Origin of the sequence: Maribrevibacterium harenarium (assembly GCF_006385675.1) — a bacterium.
GTDB lineage: Bacteria > Pseudomonadota > Gammaproteobacteria > Pseudomonadales > Marinomonadaceae > Marinomonas > Marinomonas harenarium.
This window is the reverse complement of sequence record NZ_VFRR01000071.1, coordinates 1-7,264: the sequence shown is the minus strand read 5'-3', so window position 1 is coordinate 7,264 and position 7,264 is coordinate 1. Positions and strand designations below refer to the sequence as shown.

At 42.9% G+C, this 7,264-nt stretch carries 5 protein-coding genes and 2 pseudogenes; 4 read left to right on the top strand and 3 right to left on the bottom strand.

Going from position 1 to position 7,264, the window contains the following annotated elements; all coding sequences use genetic code 11:
- A pseudogene (locus FJM67_RS17810) lies at nt 1-184 on the top strand (IS110 family transposase); the annotation flags it as partial.
- A gap of 540 nt (nt 185-724) precedes the next feature.
- Here FJM67_RS17810 and FJM67_RS17805 read toward each other — a convergent pair.
- Nucleotides 725-951 (bottom strand): annotated as a pseudogene (locus FJM67_RS17805) (IS5/IS1182 family transposase); the annotation flags it as partial.
- Nucleotides 952-1,562: 611 nt separating this feature from the next.
- Nucleotides 1,563-2,645: a tyrosine-type recombinase/integrase gene (locus FJM67_RS16610; RefSeq protein ID WP_140591722.1), complete on the bottom strand. Its 1,083-nt coding sequence runs from the start codon at nt 2,643-2,645 to the stop codon at nt 1,563-1,565.
- Between the two features lie 580 nt (nt 2,646-3,225).
- Between FJM67_RS16610 and FJM67_RS16605 the strand changes: the two genes are divergently transcribed.
- From FJM67_RS16605 to FJM67_RS16595, 3 genes are all read left to right on the top strand, one after another.
- Nucleotides 3,226-4,086, top strand: a complete 861-nt coding sequence (locus tag FJM67_RS16605) for a hypothetical protein (RefSeq protein ID WP_181161536.1) — start codon at nt 3,226-3,228, stop codon at nt 4,084-4,086.
- 919 nt (nt 4,087-5,005) lie between these two features.
- Nucleotides 5,006-5,542, top strand: a complete 537-nt coding sequence (gene abiEi / locus FJM67_RS16600) for a type IV toxin-antitoxin system AbiEi family antitoxin (protein ID WP_140591717.1) — start codon at nt 5,006-5,008, stop codon at nt 5,540-5,542.
- Nucleotides 5,532-6,452, top strand: a complete 921-nt coding sequence (locus FJM67_RS16595; protein ID WP_140591714.1) for a nucleotidyl transferase AbiEii/AbiGii toxin family protein — start codon at nt 5,532-5,534, stop codon at nt 6,450-6,452. The genes abiEi and FJM67_RS16595 overlap by 11 nt, the downstream gene beginning before the upstream one ends.
- A 226-nt stretch (nt 6,453-6,678) precedes the next feature.
- On the opposite strand, the gene FJM67_RS16590 is transcribed toward FJM67_RS16595, so the two are convergent.
- Nucleotides 6,679-7,264: IS5 family transposase (locus tag FJM67_RS16590; protein ID WP_140591707.1), on the bottom strand; the 586-nt coding region annotated here is incomplete at its 5' end.

Genomic DNA, 7,264 nt, shown 5'->3' with positions numbered 1-7,264 from the left:
CGGAGACACTTATATTCGAACGCTTCTGATCCACGGAGCTCGTGCCGTGATCCGATTTTTAGAGCGACGTGACGACGCGAAGAGTCGATGGGTGAAGTCCCTGATAGAGCGCAGGGGTGTGAATAAAGCAGCGGTAGCATTAGCGGCAAAACATGCAAGAATCATTTGGTCAATGATATCGAAAGGAACCAACTATCAATTGGCAGTTTCCCACACACTGAAACCTGCTTGCAATGCAATCAAGCCGAAGAAAATGGCGACGCCCAATAGGGTAAGACATCTTTCAAGCCTTGCTGCCAAGGGGAATCCCATGTTGGTGTGCGAGTCATAGTGTCTTCTGCTTCAGGTAGGTGATGATCAGTACTAGGAGGGATATCGAAAAAACAGCTTTAAGGCCGATTGACGGTCGAACAGCCCAATAAATTGGTTTTCGGCTCGACTTCATAAGGATTTGCAGGTCAGTAACTTCAGTAGTCATGGGACTATAATACGCGTGCCGAACACGGTGAGTCGCCGCCAATGACTCAAAACGCCGTAAGCCCGGATCGTTTGCAGTATACCTACCGAGTCAGGTAATAGCATGTGGCCATCATGGTCATCGCAAAGTCGGCCCGCGCTTGGCCCCTACCGTACGGATCAACTTACCACTTATCTGATCAACACAGGCGAACACATGTTCGGGTTTTGGCAATCGCCTATTATGTCGCTGTTTGCACTCCGACAAGGGTTGGTTGTGACGCCGAAAAAAGATCTCGCCGCAACAGTATTGGTAATATGGCGAGTCAAGCCAATGCTCCAATACCACTTTGTCAGACAAGTGATGCAAGTGCTGCAACCTCCAATAGACGTGTTGGCAACGTGGCTGTACCAACTTTCGAGAAGTGTGCCCCCCAATTCGTTACCCAGCCGTTTCGAATCTATGATTTTAGCCAGTCAAACTAAAGGATGACTATGGTGCGTATTCCGGTGATTGCGATCGCTCGTTTCGGTCTATTCCGATCAGCTGATCCTGCCGTTTTTCTCTCGTCTTATTTTTACTCTAAGTGATCGGATTGCGCCAGTTTTCTCATTGACTCTCCGCCCAGTTCTATTCGATGACTATTGTGCATATGGTTAATGATATCCACGAGTTGGGTTGGAATAAATCTATTTGCGGTACGATCTCTATCTGACGAGGCTTCATAAAACTCACTAGTTCTACAACTTTTTGGGCTTTATGGCGTATTTGTAGCGAGATTTAGGCATTAAATATTTTTTAAAAAGAAAGTTAATTCAGTAGGTTAAGAGTTTCAAGGATGACGAATTATGATGTTGATCGTCTTGAGCATCAGAACTATGATAAGTCTCATCTAAGTCAAACCCTATTGGGTTGTAAAGCAGACTTCTCAAACTGCTTTGCACATGAAGCCGCTCAAGCAGCGGTTTTTTGTAGCGCGAAAAATTATCAGCCTTCGCGCCGTAACCTTGCATACATACTATTCTGCTCATCAATTTGGAGTGAGTCTAAAAGTGATTGGATAATCGCGGAATGAGTGGTCGAAATGCTCCGAAGAAGCTAATTGCTACAAGCCACCGTCATAACTCATGCTCTTCCTCTGCTTCGCGTAGTGCTCTATGGTTGCCTCTGTTTGCCCGGTTATTTCGCTGATCTTACGCTTATCCATACCAATTTCATACAAGTACACCACAGCACCAACACGAAGACTGTGCCCTTTTAAATGTTCTATTGTGCTATCTGGCAAATTTGCACTGATAGCATAATGAATGAGCCAATCAGATAGCTTACGAGGTGATACCGCTGAAAAAGATGGATGCGGTTCACCATTACGATTTAGCCGGATAAAGAAGGGGGTTTCTTCATTTACTCCATTATGCGCCATCAATTCATCATAGTATTGTTTGATTAGCTGATATGCGCTGGTCTTTGAAGAGTTTGGCGGCACACGCCCCTTAAAGGTTTTTTGACGAGAGTTAAATCCCTTTTTCAATACAATTCGTTTATAGGCCATCCCATTCTTATCAAAGGAAATATCCCCCACCACAACCCCCTTGCGGCCTAGAAGCTCAGATTTCCTCGCCCCTGTTACTAAGAAAAAAGCGAGCAACGCCTGATCTCTTAACCGTTTGAATCGGGCGGCGCTTTGCATCGCAGGACATCGTATCATTTCACCTACATGTGCTGGCATGAGCGGAGTGGCTGCACCACGCTTACGCAACGGCTCACCAGCTTCCACAAGTTTGCAGCTTGCCAGTATGTCAGCGATTCGAGCCGACTCATCCTTGGAAAACTCAATGCCAGCTTTCCCTAGTATGGAGAGAATCGCAGCTCTGCGCCTAGATAGTGTCGAGTGAGCAACACAGCCGCCATCTTCAAGGATACCCTTAGTCCGATTAAAACTACTCAGAATGCCTTCGGACTGGTCCGCTATGAAATTGCATAGATCATCCGCTGTAGGAGCACCGCTTCTTTTGTTTTGGATGCGCCACTGCTGAAACACTCTAAAGTCAGACTGATAGCCTTTATAGGTATCGGTATCTGTATAGAGGCTTTTTAGTCTTGCTTTAGCTCGTTCCGATAGCCCCAAATCATCTTGATTACGATGAACAACCGGGGCATTTGATTCTTGATGAATACTAATAATCATGAACTACCTCGCTGTTTTTCGAAGGGAATTGCTTTTAAGAGGTGGTACTCGCTATTTGCAGCTAACTTGAGTAGCAAAGGCATTACATCTGTTCAATGATCTGAATCAGGATTGCATAGTCTCGCTTGGTTGCCTCTTGCCCCACTCACTCTCCCAAACGCAATGAAAGAAACCTATGAATGACGAGAATTAAATCTCTATTCAGCCTTACCACAATAGTATCATACTACAAATTTTGTATTAATTCCTGAAATATATGTTTCTGGAACTAATACAAAATCTATAAATTCAAATAAATGTATATAAATCAGTAACATAAATTAATTTAAGTAACTCTCTTGCTTGTCATAGTTTTCATATAGGTACGGAAAGTAAGATTCTTTGACAATGTTGATTCTGTTTAAGCGTCTTAAGAGTGAAATTTTGAATTAAGCTGGTACTACATGTTTGTTTTTACAACTTTGGGCATGTATGATTCAAATAAATAGTACGGTCGTACTATCAATCGAGTGAAATTTAGAATTATCTAATTAATGGTGCTTAGTAGGCCACCCAAATACAGGCTACTTAGAGGCAAGGTATGACAATGTATAAATTTATCGAGCTGGCCGAGAGTAACGGGAAGGTGGCTTCCTACATATCCGCCGCGATTAATGCCGAGATAATAGGAGCAGGGGGATTCGCTACGACTGAATCACTCAATGCCATTGAAGCAGTGGTGGAACTAAAGAATGAGCTTGAAGAAGAAAATGCCCCAAGCACAAAGCCATCATACAAGCAGATTTACCAGAGACTCCAAGAAAATGGTGAGGCTGTCACACCCAGTAAGTCCACTATAAAACGCGCTATCGACATAGTATTTTTGCGCCAGCCAAAAAACGATAATGAAGGAAATTACCCAAACACCGTCGATATAGACACATTCTTGCTAAAAAATGAGCTATCAAATCCAATTACTGAATTGATTGCCGGCAAGCGATCTAGCCTAGAGATAATCGAACAGCGGGTGATTGAGTACCTTATACCATTGGTAGAAGCAAAGATTGATGGGTTCAGTTTTGCCAAGGCTACACGAACTTTGGCGCTTGCTATAAAGTTTCGATTAGTGGAGCCCGAAATCAGTACAGTGAGATTGCAGCGCTATGTAATGGGGAAAACTGGGAGGCCGTTATCGTTCGGGCAGGCACACACTGCCACAAAATTCTCCAGAGATTACGCTAATGGCACAGCCCTAACGGAAATTCAAATCCAGAAGATCATTCGCCATATCGAAAGCTATGTTCGCATCCAGCGGCGATCACAGACAAGAATCCCCCTGCCATACGAGGTTATCGAGCAAATGTCTTATCACTTCATCTTGGGTCTTTACCAGCATGCTGTTAAAGTCGGGAGCTACATTCATTTGGACGATATTGATGATTTCCAACTAATGGATGAATAACAAAACGCTCTCAAACTATGCTCCGTTAAGCTTTTGAGGTTTGTATTAGTGAGTAAGCACCACGAATTGCTTAAATAATCGCATCCGTGTCAGCTTGTAATGTAGTAGATAGGTGCCTTAACACAAATATGCTGACTAGCGCTGTGTGTTCCATATCCATCGGTAGTGCTGCGTGTCCCTTTGCTCCGCTCGCCGATATGTATATGCGTTGGTGCTGTCGTTTTACCTGGTCGCCGCAATTCGGCTCCTAGGGCATACCCTAACAGCACACTCGCCATTCGCATAATTTCGTAAATCGATAGTCTTCCGTTCGTATAAAGCAGTCTGATTCGAAACGGGAGAGACCTCTATACCAAGAGTTTGCCGTTTTGACTTATCACCTGCGAGTTCCGTGACGCTGGCATTGTAAGCATAGGAATTGCCAAGCTGCGGATGATCGATAGCCTCAAAGTCAAAAATATGTTCGATTTGAAAGACGCCCTTCGACCGGCGCCCCAAAGTAGCGAATTATGTTCTGAAAATAAATCTCCACAAAGAACCAAGGAATCCTCCTTAATATAAATCGAGGCTCCAGTCAATGCAGTTATCCTATGTGGACTCGGTTAGATAGATTGAAGAATTGGATGCCTTGCTAGGGTGCCACTTGTTGTTACGCATTATCAGTAAAGGTATAGCTTTCATTCTGGCAGCCTTACAGGCTTCCCCTAATTCATCTAGTTTATCTAAACCCGCTTTTTCACACTCTGGGTGTTAAAATTCATCACCGTGCAAACTAACCAATTCCTTTTAACCCCCCTAAAAAGTCAAGTTGACAATTTTGACACTATTTAGTGTCAAAATTGTACACTTGCACTCCAAAAAGACTAAGTCTACAATTATGACATGTTTAAGTGTCATCCTTGATAACTAGAGGCGTATTGTGAAAAAGGCTGAGGCAATTAAAAAGCTCTTAGAATATGACAAGCGTGGTCGCTGTGTTTTTACTAATTCAGATCTGGCGAAAATCTTTCATCAAGATAATGAACGAGCATTGCGTGCGGGAATTAAACGTTTACAAGACGATGGCTTACTTACCCGAATCATTAATGGTGTGTATTTATACAATTTAGCGCAGTCAAAAGGCAGCGATACGTTGGAGCAAATTGCTAAAACTATTCGACGTGGAGAATATAACTACATTAGCCTGGAGTCTGCACTTTCTGATTTCGGTATTATTTCGCAAATTCCAGTAGATCGCTTAACGGTTATGACAACGGGGCGTTCCGGTGAATTCAAAACACCTTTGGGTACAATTGAATTTACGCACACGAAACGAGATCCAATCGATATTATAGAAAACACCAGTTTAGTCGGCAGACCACTTAGGTTAGCAACGAAAAAAACTGCATACAGAGACTTAAAACGAGTAGGCCGAAATACACATTTAGTAAGCGAGGATGGGCTATATGAAAATTGATCAAGAAAATTTCGCGCTATTGGTGAATAAAGCAATGCAGGTTGAAAATGTATCTAATATGCGTTCAGTGATAGAGAAAGAGCTCTTACACTACGATATTTTATTTGCGCTAGAGAAAGGTGGACTTCTAGACAAACTAACTTTTCAAGGTGGCACGTCGTTACGACTTTGTTATGGAGGCAATCGTTTCAGCGAAGATCTGGATTTTGCTGGCGGGAAGGATTTCAGCTCAGCAATGTTGGCAGACATGAAACATTGTATAGAAAAGTACATTGGCGAACGATACGGGCTTGAAGTAACAGTAAAAGAACCAAAGGATCTAAAGCAAGATCCTAAATATTCTGAATTGAGCATTGATAAATGGCAAATAGCGGTAGTGACTTCTCCTGAGAGAAAAGATCTGCCAAAACAAAAAATCAAAGTAGAAGTGGCAAACATTCCTGCCTATACAAGAGAGCCGCAACCTCTTCAAATAAACTACGATTTTTTGCCTGATGGATATAGTGATACGCTAATTCTGACAGAAAGCTTGGATGAGGTTATGGCGGATAAAATCATTTCTTTACCTGCCACTACAAGGTATGTCCGCCACCGAGATATATGGGATTTAGCTTGGTTACAGCAACAAGGAGCGACACTCAATATGGACTTAGTTAAAAACAAGGTGTCAGATTATAAACTTGAGCACTTCAACAAAATTTTGGAAAACTTTCTCGAACGACTTCCTGATATTGTGTCTAGTGAAGCGCTCATTGCAGAAATGAAACGATTCTTACCAACAGATGTATTTGATAGAACCCTAGCTCAGGATAAGTTTCAAGTTTACCTGCAAAATACTTTGGCGAAGCTATTTAAAACTGTGAGTAACGAGTTACTAGGCAACGTTACTAATAATGAATTTAGAATGTAAAAATTGGGTCCACAAAGCAGTGACTTTTTAGACCCAAACCTTTTAAAGGTCTCTATAAAGTTTATCAGGTTCAGCCGTAAGAAGTCGGGTAAAAAGAAATGGATACTACGAACAAGTCAGACAATTCCGGTCTGACTTGCTCCGCTCGACGTCAATTGTGCTAATTAGGCGCAGTTTTCCGCCACTACGCTGCTCGGGGCAGCTAAAAAACCGTTATCTAGACGGATTAACCCCGTGCAAAACGTATCATCTGATCTACTCGTAACAAGTTCCCAAGCGCAAACAGCACTGCAAGCTTGGTGTCATTTTTAGACAGTCCTTTGTAGACGACTTTGCGAAACCCAAACTGACATTTCAATATTCTAAACGGATGCTCGACTTTCGCTCTGATACTTGCCTTTAAGTATTCCGTTCGGATCAGCTGCTTGTTGAGGCGAGGGTGCTTTTTCCAAGCACGTATCTTGCTAGGCATCTCTGCGACTAACCAATCGACATTCTTATCTTTTGTTTCTGTGCGCTTTTCTACACCACGGTAGCCCGAGTCCGCCAAGACAAATGATTCATTTCCATAAACGAGCTCTGGCAACTGGTTCAGGTCGTGATCATTGGCCGATGTGGTGGTGAAGCTGTGTATTAAGCCACGTTTTGCATCCACACCGATATGAGCCTTTAAGCCAAAGAACCATTGCTTTCCTTTTTGCGTTTGGTGCATTTCGGGATCGCGTGCATTGGATTTATTTTTGGTGGAGCTTGCAGCCTCAATGATCGTTGCATCCACGATAGTCCCTTCTTTAAAGTAGATACCGGAGTCA

Bases quoted from the DNA above. Each gene is read 5' to 3' on its own strand.
- FJM67_RS16595 (WP_140591714.1), top strand. From the start codon at position 5,532: ATGAAAATTGATCAAGAAAATTTCGCGCTATTGGTGAATAAAGCAATG.
- FJM67_RS16605 (WP_181161536.1), top strand. From the start codon at position 3,226: ATGACAATGTATAAATTTATCGAGCTGGCCGAGAGTAACGGGAAGGTG.
- FJM67_RS16610 (WP_140591722.1), bottom strand. From the start codon at position 2,645: ATGATTATTAGTATTCATCAAGAATCAAATGCCCCGGTTGTTCATCGT.